Here is a 15,667-nt window from a genome sequence, read left to right as displayed (position 1 = left end):
GTCTCTCCAATGTCTCTTGGGCTTTGGAACATGGAACGCGCATTGCATCGGCGCGGGGCAGGACAGGCGGAGAGTGTTGTAGAGCCAAACCGATCCTTGTGGAGCCCGTGTGCGCGCCGCTTGGGCTTGCGGCGAAACCGGATTGACGCGCTCGGCACCGTCTGCAAGTCTCGAAAAGATAAAGGCATTGCATGAGGTTCGTTCGCCTAAAGAACGAACCGGATGCTCAATCAATAACCTGCCTTTGAACAGTTTCACGTCAGGAGAACTTTTTATGTTTAAGTTGATGCGCCGGGGGCCTCGCGCGTTCGCCTCCAAACTTGCGCTGTCGCTCGTTGCGCTTTCGACCGCACTGGCCTCGCCGGTGCTTGCGGCCGGCAAGACCATCACGGCGGTAATGCATTCGGATCTGCGCATCATCGATCCGATCTTCACCACGGCCTACATCACGCGCGACCATGGCTACATGATCTACGACACGCTCGTGGCGCCCGATTCGAACTTCAAGATCCAGCCGCAGATGGCGGACTGGAAGATCTCCGACGACAAGCTCACCTACACCTTCACGCTGCGCGACGGCCTGAAGTGGCATGACGGTGCGCCGGTGACGGCGGAGGACTGCGTCGCCTCGCTCAAGCGCTGGGCCGCAGTCGATGGCATGGGCCAGAAACTGCTCGACTTCACCGCCAGCATCGAGGCGACCGATGCCAAGACCATCACGCTGAAGCTGAAGGAGCCCTACGGCCTCGTGCTCGACTCGATCGGCAAGCCGTCCTCCCGCGTTGCCTTCATGATGCCGAAGCGCCTGGCCGAGACGCCGCCGGACAAGCAAATCCCCGAGCAGATCGGTTCGGGTCCTTTCAAGTTCGTGCAGTCGGAATTCCAGCCGGGCGTGAAGGCGGTCTATGTCAAGAACACCGATTACGTGCCGCGCAAGGAGCCGTCGAGCTGGACCTCCGGCGGCAAGGTGGTGAAGGTCGACCGCGTCGAGTGGATCACCATGCCGGACTCGCAGACCGCGGTGAACGCGTTGCAGTCGGGCGACATCGACTTCGTGGAAAATCTGCCTTACGACATGCTCCCGTTACTGGAAGCGAACAAGGACATCACGATCGAGGTCTCGAACAAGTTCGGTTTCCAGACGCTCGGCCGGATGAACTTCCTTTATCCGCCGTTCGATAATGTCAAAGTGCGCCGTGCTGCCTTTCTGGCGATAAACCAGAAGGACGTTCTCGACGCGCTCGTCGGCAACGCCAAATATCAGAAGGTCTGTGGCGCCTTCTTCGTGTGCGATACGCCGTTCGCGACGGAGGCCGGTGCCGAGACCCTGGTGAAGGGCAACGGCATGGCCGAAGCCAAGAAGGCGCTCGCCGAATCCGGCTATGACGGCACCCCGATCGTGATCATGGCCCCCGGCGATGTCACGACGCTGAAGGCGCAGCCGATCGTTGCGGCTCAGTTGCTGCGCGAGGCCGGCTTCAAGGTCGACCTGCAAGCGACCGATTGGCAGACGGTGGTGAGCCGCCGCGCCAGTCAGAAGCCTCCGAAAGAGGGCGGCTGGAACATGTTCTTCACCAACTGGGTCGCGGCCGACGTCTCCAACCCGATCGCCAATCTCTCGATCGGCGGCCAAGGCAAGAAGGGCTGGTTCGGTTGGGCCGAGAACGCCAAGATCGAAAAGCTCAAGGACGACTTCGTTCGCGCCGCCTCGCTCGACGATCAGAAGAAGATCGCCTCTGACATCCAGAAGGAAGCCTATGAGCAGGTGATCTACATCCCGCTGGGGCAGTATCTCCTGCCGAGCGGCTGGCGCAAATCGCTGACCGGCGTGCTCGACGGTCCCGCGACCCCGCTGTTCTGGAACGTCGACAAGTCGGAGTAGGGCAAAGGCCCTTCCTTTCGTCCGGATCATCATGCGGCGCCGCTGTCATCAGCGGCGCCGCTCTTTTGCCAGTCTCGGTCCTTTGTTGACCTTACGCCGGCTGAGAAAGCGGATGCTTTCAACGTTCCCAGTCTGCGGTCATTGCTATTTGTTTCGATCCAGAACTAGATGTGTCGTGCTCGCGCATCATCTTCCTCCCTCCATTTGATTCCAGTGCCGATCGATTTTGCATTCCAGGCGATGGCCGAACGGTCCGATCGCGCGCCGGCACGATGGCGCCGGCCATTCCGGCGTTGGCTCGATGGCGTCGAGACGGGCTGGGCCGTGCCGCTTCTCGTCGCCTGCTTCGTCGGGATCTGGACGCTCTATCTGGCAGTCGCCTATGCCGGCAGCGGTCTGCACCCCGATACGCTGGAGGCCTGGACGCTGGGGCGGCATTTCGCGTGGGGCTATCCCAAGCATCCGCCATTGACCGGCTGGGTTGCCGCGAGCTGGAGCGCCATTTTTCCGCTCACCGACTGGTCGCTGCAATTGATGGCGATGGCCAACGCCGGGCTCGCGCTGGTCTTCGTCGATCGGATCGCGCGGCAATTCGTGAGGGGGCACAAGCGCGTCCTGGTGCTGTTGATCCTGATGCTGACGCCGGCCTATCAATTCCATGCCCAGCGCTTCAACGCCAATGCGGTGCTGCTGGCGGTCTGGCCGCTGGCGACCTGGTGCTTCCTGCGCGCATTCGAGACCCGAGCGGCGTCGTGGGCGGTTGCCGTGGGATGCACGACGGCACTGGCCATGGTCGGCAAATATTATTCGATCTTCCTTGTCGCGAGCTTCACGTTTGCCGCGCTGGCGCATCCGGCGCGACGCGCCTATTTCACTTCCGCCTCGCCCTGGATTTCGGTCGTCGTCGGGCTTGCGGCGCTGTCACCGCATCTTCATTGGCTCGCGACCACGGGGGCATCGACCTTCACCTACGCGCTGAACCATGCCAACGGCACTGCGGCGAGTTCTGCTGCTGATGTCAGGAACTTCCTTTTGGGCCTGTTGGCGGCCATGAGTGTGTCAGCCGTCAGCTGGGTATTGATCGCCGGCACGCGGCTGAAGCAGTTTCCGGACGATTTCGCGGCAATGAATCCGGGCCTGCGGCTCCTCTTTTACGTTGCCGTCGGCACGATTGCGCTGCCGGTCCTGATCTCGCTCGTGATGGGCACCGATCTGCCGTCGCTATGGGCTTTGCAAGGGTTGTTTCTGTTCGCCATTCTCGTGGTCTGCGGCACAAATTATTCAATCGAGCGCTTTTACACCGTCAACCTCACCGTGGTCGTGGCCGGTGTCGCGCTCACGGCCGTCCTCGTCGCCGCGCCGACCCACGCGGTCTATCGCAACCATCACGGTTACGAGGAGGGGCGCAATTTCTACGCGCAGGCGGCGAGCCGATTGACACGCGAGTGGCGCGAACTGACGGACGAGCCGCTCGCCGCCGTCAGCGGCGACGATTCACCGGCCTTCGCGACAGCCTTCTACAGCCCGGACCACCCGCACCACGTGCGGCCGTTCGAGGATCAATATCCCGGGGGCTTGCCGCACAAGACGACGCTGGAGCGCGGCTGGGCCGCGCTCTGTTTTCGCGATCAGGATGACTGCAGCCGGTGGATGGACTCGGTGGCCGGGCGCGCCGGGCATTTCATCAGGCGGGAACTTATCATACAGGCGCAGCTATGGGGCCGGCCCGGTCTCACGCGGGAAGTGTTTGTGCTGATGGTGCCGCCCCGTGGAAGCGGCGCGGCACCCGAAGGCATTGCGGACGATTTCAGCGCCAGCAGGCGCGCAACGGAATAGGCGTCTTGCTCAGCAGTGGCTGTCGCGGACCCGCTCGAGCCCTTCACTCGCGAATGGCACGGTGACGGCGGTCTTTTCGGCGCTCGACGGCGTGCGTTCCGTCTCCGCCCGTTCCGCAGCGTCGTGGTCTTTACGGTGTTTCGGTTCCATTGAAGCGCCCTTTCAAATTGTTGCAGTACAACATCGAGAGCGCCACGGAGTTCCTCAGCCGATGGCGCGATGAGGCGGCCTGAACAACCGTCCTCTCTCCACCACCAGCACGATCGCGAGCGCGGCGAGGGACGACACGAAGAAGCCGACCGAGAACGGCAGCAACGTGCCGTCGAAGCTTTGTCCGATGGCCATGCCGACGGCGATGCCGATCAGCGTGGTGATCGAGCCGTAGAGCGAGGACGCCGTGCCGGCGATGTGGCCCTGCGGCTCCATGGCGAGTGCAGTGAAGTTGGCGACCATCATGCCGAACGAGAACATCATCAGCGCCGAGAGCACCATGAACAGGGGAAGCGGCAACGCGGCGAGGCTTTCCGTCAGCAGCATCACTCCCGCCACCGCGGTGTAGAGCGTCAGCGCGCCGTGCGAGATCACGCGCATGCCGAGGGTCCCGACGAATCGCGCATTGAGAAAGCCGGCAATGGCGGTGCCGGCCGCGATCCCGGCGAAGGCGAGCGGAAAATAATGGCCGAGGTGATAGATGCCGACAAAAACTTGCTGAGCCAAAAATACGTAGGCGAACAGCGCGCCCATGACGCTACCGGCGGCGAGCGCATAGCCGAGGGTTTGGCGATGGGTCACGGTCTGCCAGTAGGCCGTGAGCACGTCGGCCGGCGCAAGCGACCTGCGTTCGCTCTCAGGCAGGGTCTCCGGAAGCCGCAGCACGGACCATGCAAGCGCGAGCAGCCCGTAGAGCATCAGCACGACGAAGATGCCGCGCCATTGCGTCACCAGCAGCACCGCCTGTCCGAACGAAGGGGCGATCACGGGGACGGCGATGAAGATCATCATCGCAAGCGACATCACGCTCGCCATGCGGCGGCCGACGTAACAGTCGCGCACGATCGAGGTCGCGATCACGCGAGTCGCCGAGGTACCGAAACCCTGCAGTGCGCGTGCCAGCAGCAGCGTCTCGAACGACGGCGCCGCAATCGCCAGCACGCTTGCCACCGCATAGACCGCCATCCCGCCGAGCAGCACCGGGCGGCGGCCAAAGCGATCCGACAGCGGGCCCATGACGAACTGCCCCGCGCCAAAGCCGATCAGGAAGGTCGACAGCACCAGCTGAAGATGGTTGGCGACGGGGATATTGAAGGCCGACCCGATATTGGGCAGTGCCGGGAGCATCATGTCCATCGCAAGCGGATTCAGCGCCATGATCGACGCGATCACGATGACGAATTCGGGGAAACCCATGGGACGGTGTCCCGAGGACACCCAGTCGTCGGCATTGACGTCGGACAAGAAGCTCACCTCTGATTTGAGGCCCTTATCTATCTTCAATGCTGCGTTGCACAAGCAACGTTTCGGGATGGCTGGCAGGCGGTGCAGGAGCAGACAGGAATTGATGAGGTATCAGCGCTCGCGGCCGCCGCGCGCGGCGGGATCCTCCGCGCAGCTTTCGTGGTGCGGGCAGCCGGGGTCGAACCGGCACAGCGCTTGCGCGCCGAGGGATTTTAAGTCCCTTGCGTCTACCAATTCCGCCATGCCCGCTTGATCCAACGAGATCAGCCACTTAAGTCCCTTGCCGGCGGTCTGGAATTGGCATTTGCAGGCCGGAGGGGTGGTTCTTCCTTAGGCGAGCCGGCGGCACAAGGCAAAGCCTCAATCCGGACATCTGTTGTTGCTTTAGGCATTCTCAATCGACGGGGACTATTCATCCGGCATGTCAGCTTTGATCCAATATCGCCTGCGCCCGTGCTGCGTGGTCGCCGCGCTGCTCGCGGCCGACTTCGCGCTGTCCGGCTGCGCCGGCATGAGCGAGACGGTCGCTCCGGCCTTTGCCGATCCCGCCAAGTACGAATTGTACGATTGCAAGCAGCTCGAAGGCGAGCGCAAGTCGATCGCCAACCGCACCGGCGATTTGCAGAGGCTGATGGACAAGGCACAGACCGGCGCGGGCGGCGCCGTGGTGTCGGAGCTTGCCTATCGCAACGACTACATCGCAGTACGCGGGCAGGCGCAGATGGCCGATGACGCTTGGCGCCGCAACAAGTGCCGGGAAACGCCCCCCGAGGCGACGCCGGCCGCCGCGGCGCCCGCAGCCAATCCTGGCCCGATCAAGCCTGGCCCGAAATCGACAAGAGCAGTGCGCTGAAACGTCCTGACATCAGCGCCTCGCGTCAGGGCCGCCAGCCGTAGATCCAGTCCTGCCGTGCCAGCATGCGTTCCGGGCCGAGGGCGCGGACCGCAAGATCGCGCGCGAACGCGAGCGGCCCACTGAAATGATAGATGCGGCCCTGCTGCCGCGCGGTCCGCTGCACCCGCCGCACGCGCGCCTGGCGCGTCCGGCCGTATTGTCTCAGCGCTGCCGTGATGCCCGCGGTGGTCTCGGCGATCTCAGGGCTCAAATGCTGCGCGAGCACTGCGGCGTCCTCGATCGCCATGCCGGCGCCCTGGGCCGCAAACGGCAGCATCGCATGCACGGCGTCGCCGAGCAGCGCGACCGGGCCTTTGCTCCAGGGGCAGTCGTCGGGGACGCCGAACAGCGCCCATTTCCGCCAGCTGTCGACTGTGGCGAGCATCATGCGCGCCGGCGGCGGCCAGCGCGGCGCGGCGAAGGCGTCCAGCACTTCGCGGGGATCGCCGGGCGTGCTCCAGCCCGGCCTGTTCCAGGTGCCCGGCAGCACCGCGACCACGTTGATCTGGCGTCCGCCCGCGATCGGGTAGGCGACGAGATGGGCATTCGGGCCCATCCAGAGCTGGACCCGGCGCGCTGTGTAGTCCTTCGGCAGTTGCGTGGCATCGAGCGTACCGCGCCAGGCAATCAGCCCGGAGAAGCGCGGCTGCACCTCGGGGAATAGATGCTGGCGCACCGTCGACCAGATACCGTCGGCGCCGATCAGCGCACTGGCGAGATCGCTGCGCCGGATCGTGCCGCTGCGATGAACCACCGTCAGCCCCTTCACGTGAGGCGCGACGTCTTCGAAGGTCGCGCCGAGTTTCAGGTCGATATCGGGATGGTCGGAAACTGCGCCGGCGAGGGCGGATTGCAGGTCGGCGCGGTGCACCACCCAATAGGGGGCGCCGGCGCGCTCGGCGGCGGCTTCTCCCAGCGGCATGCGCAAAAGCTCACCGCCGGCCCGCGCGCTCATGATCGAGACTGCCTCCGGGATCACGGCGCGCAACTTGAGGCGCTCGGTGAGGCCGAGCTCGACTAGCACGCGGCTGGCGTTCGGGGAGAGTTGCAGACCGGCGCCGACTTCCTCGAGCCGCTCGGCCTTTTCCAGCACGATGATGCGGAAGCCGCGGGCCGCGAGCGCAAGCGCAGCCGTCAGTCCACCGATGCCGGCACCGGCGATGACAATCGTTCGGGAGAGCGCCACCCCTGGCCGATGGAAGCGGTCAGGCCACCTTGTCCTTCAGGACGCATTCCGGCGGACGGGCTTCGCCCGCCTTCAGGTCGGCGGCGAAACGGTACAGAGTCGAGCAGTACGGGCAGATGATCTCGTTGTCGTTGCCGAGGTCGAGGAAGACGTGCGGATGATCGAACGGAGGGTTGGCGCCCACGCACATGAACTCTTGCGAGCCGATCTCGATGACGGGGACACCGGCATCGTTGTGGAAGTGCGGGACGACATGGTCGGACATCGTACTCATCCTGGAGTGGCAATGGCGGCAGACACAATCACGACTGCCGCGGCATTATTAAGGCGCCGCGGACCATACTGGTGGGTGGAGATGATTGCTAGTCCAGCGGAACCGAAAGCTCCGCAATGCCCCATGCTCATTTGCTCATGCAAATTCGACACAATCTTGCGGCCTGAGAGAAGCCCTTCTTTCGTCGGGGACGTTGTGTCGCAATTTTGGCATACTATGTCTGTGGACGAGCGTAATTGCGACGAAAGACAACCGTTAGGCGTCAACGATCTCAGGACCGTCCAGGCTCTCCGCATGAAGTGGTTGCGAATCAGCACAGCGTTGACCGGTATCGCGGCATGCGGCTTCATGCTCGCGCAGGTAGCACCGCACGCCCGCGAGGCCGGGGCGATTCTGGCCGCCCAGGACGATCCCGCCGCGCTCTCAGAGATCAAGCTCGACGCGCTGCTGCGGCACAACGACCGCCTGATTCAAGACAACATCGAGGTCGCGCTCGCATCGGGCGATGCCGATCTTGCCGACAGTTTTGTCGCACTGGCGCGCGACCGCAACATCGCGCTGCCTGACGACCTCCCGAGCCGTGTCGGTGACGCGGTCAAAGCCGAAAACTCCACCTCGCATTTCGCAAAACGGTTTGCCGCCGGTCTCGTTACCGGCAACGCGGATGATGTTGCGAGCTTGTCGGGAACCGTGGCCGGCGATCTCTTCGTCATCGGCGACATCAGGGACGTCGTCCGCGAGGGCAAGCACCTCGCCATGGGCGAGGAGACCGACCGCCTGGTGCTGGGCCTTGCGGCCGCGGGTCTCGCGGTCACGGCCGTGACCTACGTCTCCGTCGGCGGTGCCGCGCCGGTTCGCGCCGGGCTGACGCTGGTGAAGGACGCGCGCAAGGTCGGCCGGCTCGGCGAGGGACTAGCGGCATGGGCCGGCCGGTCCGCGCGCGAGGTCGTCGATACGCCGATGCTCCAGAACGCGGTTGCCTCCGGCTCGGTGCTGCGGCCGGGCCAGACCTTGAGCGCGATCAAGGCCGCGTTCCGCGCCGAGAAGGCCGGCGCGCTGGTTCGGCTCGGCAAGGATGTCACGCGCGTGGTCGAGAAGACCGGCACGCGCGGCGCGACGGATAGCTTGCGCATCGCTGAAGGTCCCAAGGACGTCGCACGCGCGGCGCGGCTCGCGGAAGCGCAGGGCGGCAAGACGCGCGCGATTCTGAAGCTGCTCGGCCGCGGCGCGCTGCTGCTGATCGGCGGGGCGTTCAATCTTGCACTCTGGCTGTTCGGTGCGGCGTTGACGCTGCTCGGCCTGTTGTTCTCGATCAAGGCGACGACGGAGCGCCTGACCCAGGCCTGGTGCGATCGCAGACGGGCGCGGCGACTTCGCCAGGCGCGGATCGCCGCCGAAGCCGTTCTGGCAAGCCCTGCCGTCACGGCCTAAGATACCTCTTCCCCTCAAGATTGCGGAACTGATGATGCCGAGCTTTCACAACGGCGCCGTTGAAATTGCCTATCTCGACGAAGGCGAGGGCGATCCGATCATCCTGGTGCACGGCTTTGCCTCCAGCAAGAACGTGAACTGGGTCTATCCGACCTGGGTCTCGGAGCTGCGCAAGAACGGCCGCCGTGTCATTGCGCTCGACAATCGCGGCCATGGCGAAAGCGCAAAGCTCTACGAGCCCGCGCAGTACTCCATCCCGACCATGGCCGCCGACGTGCTCGCGCTGATGGATCACCTCGCCATCCCGCAGGCCGATCTCATGGGCTATTCGATGGGCGGACGGATGACGGCCTGGCTCTCCCTCAACGAGCCGCAGCGCCTGCGTTCGGCAATCCTTGGCGGCATCGGCATCGGCGGCCTGATCGAGGGCACCGGGCCCGGCGAGAACGTCGCGAAGGCGCTGGAAGCGCCCTCGCTCGACGACGTCTCCGATCCCGTCGGACGCACGTTTCGTGCTTTTGCAGACCAAACCCGTTCCGACCGCAAGGCGCTGGCCGCCTGCCTGCGCGGCACGCGCGATCTCATGACGAAGGACGAAGCCGCGCGCATCGACGTGCCCGTGCTGATCGCGGTCGGCAGCACCGACGACGTCGCGGGTTCGGCCAGCGCACTCGGTGCCATCATCCCGGGTTCGGAAGTGCTCGATATTCCCGGTCGCGATCACATGCGCGCAGTCGGCGACAAGGTCTACAAGACTGGCGTGCTCGATTTCCTCTCACGCCGCGCCTGAGGCGATGAGGCGGTTTCAGCTATCCTGAAATGTCTCGTTACAGTGGGCCATCCACTCCCTTCGGCAACCGTCCATTCCTGTACCTAGGGATCGGGGTTCGCTAAGGGCGCATATGAGACTCAACTCGAAGCCACAGCTTTATCGAGGTCAATCGGATACTTGCAATTCCGATCCGTCCAACTGCGCACGGGCTCCGTCGGCGCGTCGCGCAGCCCGGTAACGGCCGGGCGACTGACCAATGTGCCGGTGAAACAACTTCGAAAACGCCGCTGCAGTCTCGTAACCGATCCGGTTGGCAATCCGTGCGATCGGTTCGTCGCTGGTTTCCAGCAGGAACGCCGCCTCCGCCATCCGGCGTTCGATCACATAACGTTGCATGGGCTGGCCCACGAGCCTAGTGAAGCGCGCCGAAAATGCCGAGCGGCCGAGCCCGACGCGACGGCCTAGGTCGCTCAGCGTCCAAAGCTGCTCCGGACTTTCGTGAATCAGCTTCAGCGCCGGTCCGATATGGGGGTCAGAAATGGCCCCGATCCAGCCGCCTTGCCCGGGACTGAGAGACGCGATCCAGCTTCGCAGCACCTCGACGAAGAGCACTTCCGTCAGTCGTGAAAGCGCGACGCCTTGGCCAGGACGCTCGAGCGCGGACTCGCTCATCATGCGGCGCAGGATGGCTTCAAGCCAACCACGGTCGGACGTCGGCTTCAGCAAGAGCACGGGTGGAAGCAACTCCAGCACGCTGCCAAACGTCGGCCGCGACACCGTGAAATTGCCGCAGAGCATGGTCGAGAGCGGCTTTGCACGGCTGCCGTGACGAACGAATCCGAGGCGTGGCGACGACCGTTCGATATCCACGATGCGCAAAGGCTCGGCCCGGCGATCCGAATAAAACACATGGGGCTCGCCACGTGTGATGACGACAAAATCGCCCCCGGTGATCTGGATTTCCTCTCCCTGTTCGAGCGCGAGGGTCGCTGAACCTTGGCTGAGATAGTGAAACAGGGCGTAGGGGCGCGCCGGCAACTCAAGATGCCAGGGATGGCCGAGCTCGAAGTGAAAGAGCAGCGTCCCGCCGAGACGAACCCGATCGAGCACCTGGGTGAGTATATCCATCCCCCGAGACTAGAACCGCGGACGATCGGACACAAGACACGGACGATTGGTCCCTATCGTCCGAGAGGTCCACGGAATACGTCATGCCACGGCGGGCCGACCGGACGTGCGGCAACCATTTCGCCAACGGCAGATGGAAGAACCGCGACCTTGCTGGAAACGCCTGTCCATTCCCCCGGACTACTTTCGTCCGACATGCCAACAGGAACAAACAATGCGAACTATTCTCCTCTCAGCCGCCACCGTCCTCCTGGCCGGAACGACGTTGGTCGGAGCCGTACATTCCGCCGAACTGCCCAAGGGGGCAGCGCACAACGTCGTGCTCGTGCACGGCGCCTTCGTAGACCAGACGAGCTGGCAGCCGGTTGCCGATATTCTCACCAAGAAAGGCTACAACGTCACGCTCGTCGAAAATCCACTCACTTCGCTCGCCGCCGACGTCGATGCGACCAAACAGGCGCTCGCGAAGCAAGCCGGCAGGACCGTTCTGGTCGGCCACTCATGGGGCGGCGTGGTGATCACGCAAGCCGGCAACGATCCCAAGGTTTCGGCGCTGGTTTATGTGTCCGCCTTTGCGCCGGAGGTCGGTGAATCCCTGGCGTCGCTGGCAAAGGCCGGTCCGCCGACCGAAGGCGGCAAGGCGATCCACCCCGATGCGAAGGGCAATCTGTACATCGATCCAAAGGTGTTTCCGTCAGCCGTCGCGGCTGACCTTCCTCCGGAGATCGCCGCGCACCTGGCCAACTCGCAGCTTCCGCTGAACCACGTTGCATTCGAAGCCCCGGTCGACGTTGCGGCCTGGCATGACAAGCCGACGTTCTACGTCATCAGCACGAAGGACAAAGTCCTCGCGCCCGAGGCCCAGAAGTCGTTCGCGGCCAGGATCCACGCCCAGACGACGGAAGTCACCGGCAGCCATGCCTCGCTCGTCGTCCATGCGAAGCAGGTCGCTGAGGTGATCGAAAAAGCCGCCCTCACGAGGTGACGGTGCCGCTCCCGGCGCTGTGGCGCCGGGAGCCCGCGCGCTCCCGCTCGACCATTTTAAGCCAGGCATCCGTAGAGTGCTGAAACGTCCTGACGACACTTCAGCTCACGGACGTGAACACCTCCAATCGCGGAACGCAACAAGTGTTGTCATGATGTGAGCGACGCATTGGAATGGACATTCCTGCATGTATAAGGCACTTCTTGTCACCCTCACTGCTGTGGCTCTTACCACCGTGTCTGCCGCGTCTGCTCCCGCCGTCAGCAGAGAGCCGCTGAATGCTGCGACGCTCAGCGCAATCAAATCGAAGTTCGGAAGGCTGATGAAATTGGCAAACAAGCATGATTTCAAGGCTCTGCATCGGATGTTCTGGCAATCGCCCTCGGCCCTTTTGGTGGCCAAGAGCGCGATCCCGTCCGAGGGAAACTGGGCCGGCTTTTGGGGTAACGCGGCGATTGATCAATAGCTGCATGATATCGGTAGCCCGGTCCGGTCGTACTCGAGCCAGATTTTTCGAAGCTCAGGGTTGTCGGCCTGACGCGCGACGTCGCCGAGTCCTATGTGCCGATGAACATCACCGTCTCTTATGCGGGGCAAGATGGAACAGCCAGGCCGTTTCTCATGATCAGCAACTGGCTTCGCGTCGGGAAGGACTGGAGGGTCGCTTCCGAAATCATTCTTCCGGTGCCGGCGGCACCGGCACAAAGAGCTAGCCGCGGAACGCCTCAGTTGTTGTACGGCACTGACCGTCTCGCACTTGGGTCCGTTTTCACGCAGCCGGCTGACTAACGGCTGGTCGTGCTCATGCCACCGCCCCGCCGCGTGTGCCGATTTGCGGGGGCGATGAAGGGCTCCAAACACCCTTGAGAACCAACGATGCGCTGGTCTTACTGGATAAACGCGATCGCTGCTCGGACGAAACCAGGCACGATGGCGCTTCACCCCAATCTCACCGCGCTTTGCTGTCTTCCCCAAGGCGGCGCGCCAGCGCCATCAGCACGGTGAAGGTCGCAACCCACACCATCCGCGCGCCATAGCGGTCGTGCGGGCCGGAGATCACGCCGCAGATGAAGGCGTTGCCGAGCAGCGCCAGCGTGATGGTCGCCGCCAGCAAGGTCAGGTCGTCGAGCCGGCGGTTCGCGAGGGCATGCGCCAGCAGCGCGACCAGCGCCAGCATCGAGGCCAGCGCGACGGGAACGTGCAGCCAGTTGATGGTGTCGAAATCGAGTCCCCAATTCTGCTGGCGCGCGGCGCGCATCGGCGCGGCCTGCGAGGGGACATAACGTTCGATGATGCCGCGGGTGTGCGGGATCCAGCCATTGGTGCCTTCGCCGGTCGCCACATGCAGCAATTGCTGGCCCAGCGCCTGCAAGGCCGCGCCGGCCTGCCAAGCCGGATAGTCGGCGAGCGAACCCACGACGATGGTGCCCATCTCGTCGTTCATGCCTTCGAAGCGGCCGAGCGTGTTGAACATGCTCTTGCCCCACAGGAATTCGTCGGCGCTCGCCGGCAATTGGTCGCGATAGGGGCAGAGCTTGAGTTTTTCGCGTGGGCAATGGTCATTGAGATAACGCGCAACGATGCCGTCCTGCATCATGCGGCCGAAGGCGACGCCGGTGCCGCCGGGCGTCCATGTCCACTTGCCCGACAAGGCATGGTTCGCCGACACCAGCATCAGGCCGCCAGCGAGGATGGTGAGGCTCGCTTGGGCCAATCCGGCGATCGGAAGCCGGGGCCCCAGCAACGGCCGCGCCATCCAGCCGGCGATGCAGAGCCCGAGCAGCACGCCGAGCGTGGCGCTGTGGGTCGCGGCGGCAAAGGCCGTGAAGACGAACAGCGAGATTTTTTCGAGCGCCGAGGTCCGCGGCCCGCCGACGACCAGCAGGAATAGCGACAGCACCGACAGGCCTGCAAAAATGTCGGTGAGCAGCATGCTCGCAAGCCAGGGCAGCGCAGTCGACAGGATCAGGAGCAGGCTGATCACGACGAAACGGAACGTCTGCATCATCGAGAGCACGCGCAAGGTGAGTTGCAACAGCCACAGCGTGGCCAGCGACTGGACCGCGAGGTTGATCCAGAACCCTGAACTTTCGCCATAGTGCAGATAGATGCCGAACACGGTGGAGCGGCTCGGGACGAGATAGCCCTCGTACCAGCGCGCCAGATAGCCTCCGGTATCCCATTGCAACAGCGGATAGCGGTTCCAGAATGCCGGCGCGATCAACAGGAGCGGCAGGGCGATGGCGGCGAGCCGCAGCCAGAGTGAGCCCGCGGCGCCCGCGCGCGCATGATCGGTGGTGATGGTCAAATCCGCTCCGTCCTCACTCGGACCATGCCCGCAATTACCGTTGAGGCGGAATTCACCAATAGTTTGACGCCGCCCGGCTTGAATTTGGCGAAACCCTGACCATTTTGAGCCGACCTTGCCGCCCGGGGTGTCGGAAGAAACTGTTGTGATTCAACGCGTTGGCATGCCCCCGCCGGGCAACGCACTGTTCACTCTCAGGCAAGCCCGTCAGGACTTTGTCGCCTAGACTGTGTTATAGAACCAGTGAAACGAGCCAATTCGAAAGAGCAGATCTCATGGCAGTGCATCAGGTCAATCCGGGAGGAAAGCTTGCAACGCTTGATCCGATCTGGGATCGGATCCGCGGCGAAGCGGAGGACATCGTCCATCGCGAGCCGGAGCTTGCGACCTTCATCTATTCGACGGTGCTGCATCACAGCCGCCTGGAAGATGCGGTGATCCATCGGGTCGCCGACCGGCTCGATCATTCCGCGCTGTCGGGCGATCTCGTGCGCCAGACCTATGACGAGGCGCTGCGCGACGATCCCGATCTCGGCAACGCCTTCCGCGCCGATCTCGTCGCCGTCTACGATCGCGACCCCGCGACCTCGCGCTTCATCGATCCCTTGCTCTATTTCAAGGGCTTTCACGCCATCCAGACCCACCGCCTCGCGCATTGGCTCTATCTGAAGGGCCGCAAGGATTTTGCGTATTATCTGCAGAGCCGGGCGTCTGCGGTATTCCAGACCGACATCAATCCCGCCGCGCGCATCGGCCGCGGCATCTTCCTCGACCACGCCACCGGCTTCGTCTGCGGTGAGACTGCGCTGATCGAGGACGACGTCTCGATCCTGCATGGCGTTACGCTCGGCGGCACCGGCAAGGAGAACGAGGACCGCCATCCGAAAATCCGCCACGGCGTCCTGATCGGCGCCGGCGCGAAGATCCTCGGCAACATTGAAATTGGTCATTGCGCGCGCATCGCGGCGGGCTCGGTCGTGGTCAAACCGGTGCCGCACAACGTGACGGTCGCAGGCGTGCCTGCCAAGGTCGTCGGCGAAGCTGGCTGCGCCGAGCCGTCGCGCACCATGGATCAGATGATCAACGCCATGGGACTCTGAGATGGGCCTCTGAGGCGGGCCTTCGAGCTTGTCGGAAGGGGCGGATTTTCCGCCCCTTTCGTCCAAAAATTCTTTGGCAATTCATGCTGGCGGTTGGTCGCGTCTCGTCCTAAAACCCGCGCCAACCCAGATTTCGATTGGAGACTTGCCGTGGACGTCAAGGAAGTTAGGAAGCTCGACGCGTATTTGAAGCGCGTATTCGGCAATCCCAAGATCCGCGTCGTGCCGCGGCCAAAGAAGGATGATTCCGCCGAGGTCTATATCGGCGAGGAATTCATCGGTGTGCTCTTCGTCGACGACGAGGACGATGATCGCTCGTTCCAATTCCAGATGGCGATCCTCGAGGACGACCTCGTCGACCAGGAATAGTTCGGCGATCGTCTCGCTCAACGGGGCCGCGCGGGCGCGGCTCCAT

Annotated in this window: 13 protein-coding genes, 1 tRNA gene and 1 pseudogene; 9 read left to right on the top strand and 6 right to left on the bottom strand. The window is 63.6% G+C overall.

The genetic code is table 11. The features are described 5' to 3' along the window. The first annotated feature begins 274 nt into the window (after positions 1 to 274). The gene (locus tag IVB19_RS23255; protein ID WP_231190580.1) at positions 275 to 1,882 is read left to right on the top strand and encodes an ABC transporter substrate-binding protein; all 1,608 of its coding nucleotides are present in this window, start codon (positions 275 to 277) and stop codon (positions 1,880 to 1,882) included. 240 nt (positions 1,883 to 2,122) lie between these two features. Further along, a complete protein-coding gene (locus IVB19_RS23250; protein WP_346283627.1) occupies positions 2,123 to 3,718 on the top strand; it encodes a glycosyltransferase family 39 protein in 1,596 nt (531 codons plus the stop codon). A 204-nt stretch (positions 3,719 to 3,922) separates the two neighbouring features. Here the strand turns inward: IVB19_RS23250 and IVB19_RS23245 are convergent, their stop codons facing one another. Continuing rightward, positions 3,923 to 5,173 (bottom strand): multidrug effflux MFS transporter, encoded by a 1,251-nt coding sequence (locus IVB19_RS23245; RefSeq protein WP_247819891.1) that lies wholly within the window; start codon positions 5,171 to 5,173, stop codon positions 3,923 to 3,925. Between the two features lie 160 nt (positions 5,174 to 5,333). Then, positions 5,334 to 5,422, bottom strand: a tRNA-Leu gene (locus IVB19_RS23240). A gap of 172 nt (positions 5,423 to 5,594) precedes the next feature. Between IVB19_RS23240 and IVB19_RS23235 the strand changes: the two genes are divergently transcribed. Then, complete coding sequence (locus IVB19_RS23235; RefSeq protein WP_085351108.1) at positions 5,595 to 6,026, top strand: twin-arginine translocation pathway signal; 432 nt, start codon at positions 5,595 to 5,597, stop codon at positions 6,024 to 6,026. Positions 6,027 to 6,051: 25 nt separating this feature from the next. On the opposite strand, the gene IVB19_RS23230 is transcribed toward IVB19_RS23235, so the two are convergent. Both IVB19_RS23230 and IVB19_RS23225 read right to left on the bottom strand, forming a co-directional pair. After that, complete coding sequence (locus IVB19_RS23230; protein ID WP_247371630.1) at positions 6,052 to 7,254, bottom strand: FAD-dependent monooxygenase; 1,203 nt, start codon at positions 7,252 to 7,254, stop codon at positions 6,052 to 6,054. 19 nt (positions 7,255 to 7,273) lie between these two features. Next, a complete protein-coding gene (locus IVB19_RS23225) occupies positions 7,274 to 7,519 on the bottom strand; it encodes a zinc-finger domain-containing protein (RefSeq protein WP_007602543.1) in 246 nt (81 codons plus the stop codon). Positions 7,520 to 7,822: 303 nt separating this feature from the next. Between IVB19_RS23225 and IVB19_RS23220 the strand changes: the two genes are divergently transcribed. After that, on the top strand, positions 7,823 to 8,959 hold the full coding sequence (locus IVB19_RS23220; RefSeq protein ID WP_247377279.1) for a hypothetical protein: 1,137 nt from the start codon (positions 7,823 to 7,825) through the stop codon (positions 8,957 to 8,959). A gap of 34 nt (positions 8,960 to 8,993) precedes the next feature. Beyond that, complete coding sequence (locus IVB19_RS23215; RefSeq protein ID WP_026232923.1) at positions 8,994 to 9,749, top strand: alpha/beta fold hydrolase; 756 nt, start codon at positions 8,994 to 8,996, stop codon at positions 9,747 to 9,749. Positions 9,750 to 9,896: 147 nt separating this feature from the next. Here IVB19_RS23215 and IVB19_RS23210 read toward each other — a convergent pair whose 3' ends face one another. Next, positions 9,897 to 10,859 (bottom strand): AraC family transcriptional regulator, encoded by a 963-nt coding sequence (locus tag IVB19_RS23210; RefSeq protein WP_018455327.1) that lies wholly within the window; start codon positions 10,857 to 10,859, stop codon positions 9,897 to 9,899. Positions 10,860 to 11,073: 214 nt separating this feature from the next. Between IVB19_RS23210 and IVB19_RS23205 the strand changes: the two genes are divergently transcribed. Continuing rightward, positions 11,074 to 11,844 (top strand): alpha/beta fold hydrolase, encoded by a 771-nt coding sequence (locus tag IVB19_RS23205; RefSeq protein ID WP_026232924.1) that lies wholly within the window; start codon positions 11,074 to 11,076, stop codon positions 11,842 to 11,844. Positions 11,845 to 12,031: 187 nt separating this feature from the next. Further along, positions 12,032 to 12,633 (top strand): annotated as a pseudogene (locus IVB19_RS23200) (hypothetical protein). A gap of 160 nt (positions 12,634 to 12,793) precedes the next feature. Here the strand turns inward: IVB19_RS23200 and IVB19_RS23195 are convergent. Next, complete coding sequence (locus tag IVB19_RS23195; RefSeq protein WP_247361961.1) at positions 12,794 to 14,152, bottom strand: hypothetical protein; 1,359 nt, start codon at positions 14,150 to 14,152, stop codon at positions 12,794 to 12,796. A 275-nt stretch (positions 14,153 to 14,427) separates the two neighbouring features. Here IVB19_RS23195 and cysE point away from each other — a divergent pair, with 275 nt between their 5' ends. Both cysE and IVB19_RS23185 read left to right on the top strand, forming a co-directional pair. Beyond that, positions 14,428 to 15,252, top strand: coding sequence for a serine O-acetyltransferase (gene cysE / locus IVB19_RS23190; RefSeq protein WP_007602549.1), 825 nt, complete (start codon positions 14,428 to 14,430; stop codon positions 15,250 to 15,252). Positions 15,253 to 15,402: 150 nt separating this feature from the next. Further along, complete coding sequence (locus tag IVB19_RS23185) at positions 15,403 to 15,621, top strand: DUF3126 family protein (RefSeq protein ID WP_007602550.1); 219 nt, start codon at positions 15,403 to 15,405, stop codon at positions 15,619 to 15,621. Positions 15,622 to 15,667 lie beyond the last annotated feature (46 nt).

The sequence above is a fragment of the Bradyrhizobium sp. 187 genome (assembly GCF_023101005.1).
GTDB classification, from domain to species: Bacteria; Pseudomonadota; Alphaproteobacteria; order Rhizobiales; family Xanthobacteraceae; genus Bradyrhizobium; species Bradyrhizobium canariense_D.
This window is presented reverse-complemented; position numbering and strand designations above follow the sequence as displayed.

Coding starts and splice junctions, on each gene's coding strand:
- cysE (WP_007602549.1), top strand. CDS start 14,428: ATGGCAGTGCATCAGGTCAATCCGGGAGGAAAGCTTGCAACGCTTGAT.
- IVB19_RS23220 (WP_247377279.1), top strand. CDS start 7,823: ATGAAGTGGTTGCGAATCAGCACAGCGTTGACCGGTATCGCGGCATGC.
- IVB19_RS23205 (WP_026232924.1), top strand. CDS start 11,074: ATGCGAACTATTCTCCTCTCAGCCGCCACCGTCCTCCTGGCCGGAACG.
- IVB19_RS23235 (WP_085351108.1), top strand. CDS start 5,595: ATGTCAGCTTTGATCCAATATCGCCTGCGCCCGTGCTGCGTGGTCGCC.
- IVB19_RS23250 (WP_346283627.1), top strand. CDS start 2,123: ATGGCCGAACGGTCCGATCGCGCGCCGGCACGATGGCGCCGGCCATTC.
- IVB19_RS23215 (WP_026232923.1), top strand. CDS start 8,994: ATGCCGAGCTTTCACAACGGCGCCGTTGAAATTGCCTATCTCGACGAA.
- IVB19_RS23210 (WP_018455327.1), bottom strand. CDS start 10,859: ATGGATATACTCACCCAGGTGCTCGATCGGGTTCGTCTCGGCGGGACG.
- IVB19_RS23255 (WP_231190580.1), top strand. CDS start 275: ATGTTTAAGTTGATGCGCCGGGGGCCTCGCGCGTTCGCCTCCAAACTT.
- IVB19_RS23225 (WP_007602543.1), bottom strand. CDS start 7,519: ATGTCCGACCATGTCGTCCCGCACTTCCACAACGATGCCGGTGTCCCC.